2 protein-coding genes and 1 pseudogene are annotated in these 1,425 nt (G+C 26.8%); 2 read left to right on the top strand and 1 reads right to left on the bottom strand.

Features of this window, described 5'->3' with window-relative positions:
• A partial coding sequence (locus JVU85_RS13755) for a DUF6038 family protein (RefSeq protein WP_239441235.1) occupies window positions 1-369 on the bottom strand: 369 nt, incomplete at its 3' end.
• A 429-nt stretch (window positions 370-798) separates the two neighbouring features.
• Here JVU85_RS13755 and JVU85_RS14070 point away from each other — a divergent pair.
• Window positions 799-933 (top strand): hypothetical protein, encoded by a 135-nt coding sequence (locus JVU85_RS14070; RefSeq protein ID WP_275427745.1) that lies wholly within the window; start codon window positions 799-801, stop codon window positions 931-933.
• Between the two features lie 111 nt (window positions 934-1,044).
• Window positions 1,045-1,425 (top strand): annotated as a pseudogene (locus JVU85_RS13750) (HXXEE domain-containing protein); the annotation flags it as partial.

The following is a 1,425-nucleotide window of genomic DNA, read 5'->3' as shown; positions in this document are numbered from 1 at the left end:
AATTTGCGCTTTTAATGCATCGTTTTTAATATTATCAATTGAATCGCTGATATTAGTAATATAGCTAATAAATTGGCTATTATTTTTCTTTAATGCCTCCTCTCTTAAATCTATGTCATCAAATTTTTTAGCAGATGTTGGAACAGGAAAGTCCTCAATAGTGTTTAGCAAAATTTTAAATAATTCTAATTCAAATAAGTTAAAACTGTAACCGCTATTGGTTGCTGATGGATTGGATTTGTATCTAGCGATATCTAACTTATAAACTCGTTCGAGCTTATCCATACTATTCTTAAACATTTTTTCACTTAAGTTACATTCTTTCATTAAATCTTTTCCTGTAAAATATTTATAATTTTCAAAATTCAAAATGATAGTCCTTTCAAACCGTCTTTACTGGTTATGTTTACTTTAATTATATTATAAAGTAAAATTTCAATTAGTTATAAGAAAATGGGTATTCTTTTAAGATCTAGGCTACTGTAGAATCATTTTTGAAGATTTTACAAGAGAATTACGTTATGTGGATAATCTTTATTCAGAAATTACTAATAGAAGTTTTTCTAATAAAAAATGATGATACTTAAAAAATTCTAAAAGCAAAGTACTAGAAAGAAATCGTATGACAAAATATTATAAAAAGATTTGCGATGATGTGAGTTATAAACAACGCTTATTAAATATTAAAGAAACATTAGCCAAATAAGGTATACTTTGAACGATTAATATAGACATATAAGTATTTAGATTTAATATTAGACAAAATTAATTATTATTGTGTTAGAGGGTGGACTTCAGGTGGATAATGATGAAAAATTATTAGTTGAGTTTTTAAAAGATGTAGATATATTAAATGAAATTGAAGCAAATGTAGATAATTTTAAGGTGTTTGAAATATTAGGCACAATTAATACAGAAATTAGACATATGTAATATAGTTGTTCATAAACTATAAATTAGGGATTGTATTAAAAATAGCAAGCGTTATAATCACATTACGAAATATATTAGACACTATGTATAATAAAATGGAGGTTATTACAAATGAGTACTATTTTTGATACGCATTGGCCGTGGATGGGACTTGGTATAGCATGTGTATTAATAATTTTATTATTTTTTACAAATACATTGCGAAGTGATTTACGTGTGAACAGATGGTATGATCCATTTTGGTTAGCATGGTTTTCATCGACAGCTTATTTTATTCATAACTTTGAAGAATATGGAATTGATTTGTTTGGAAGACACTTCGAGTTTCCACATCTGATGACTCAAACCATGCATATAACACCAGAAATATCATTTTTTACGATGATTAATATTCCACTGATTTGGATTGCTGGCCCTATTTTAGCAATGATGAGTAAACATAGACCGGTAATATCATTAATTATGACTGGGTTGGAACATTATTTGGTATTC

The sequence above is a fragment of the Staphylococcus sp. GDY8P72P genome, from assembly GCF_016890655.1.
GTDB classification, from domain to species: Bacteria; Bacillota; Bacilli; order Staphylococcales; family Staphylococcaceae; genus Staphylococcus; species Staphylococcus arlettae.
Note: the sequence above shows the minus strand (reverse complement) of the source record. Positions and strands in the feature narration are given on the sequence as shown.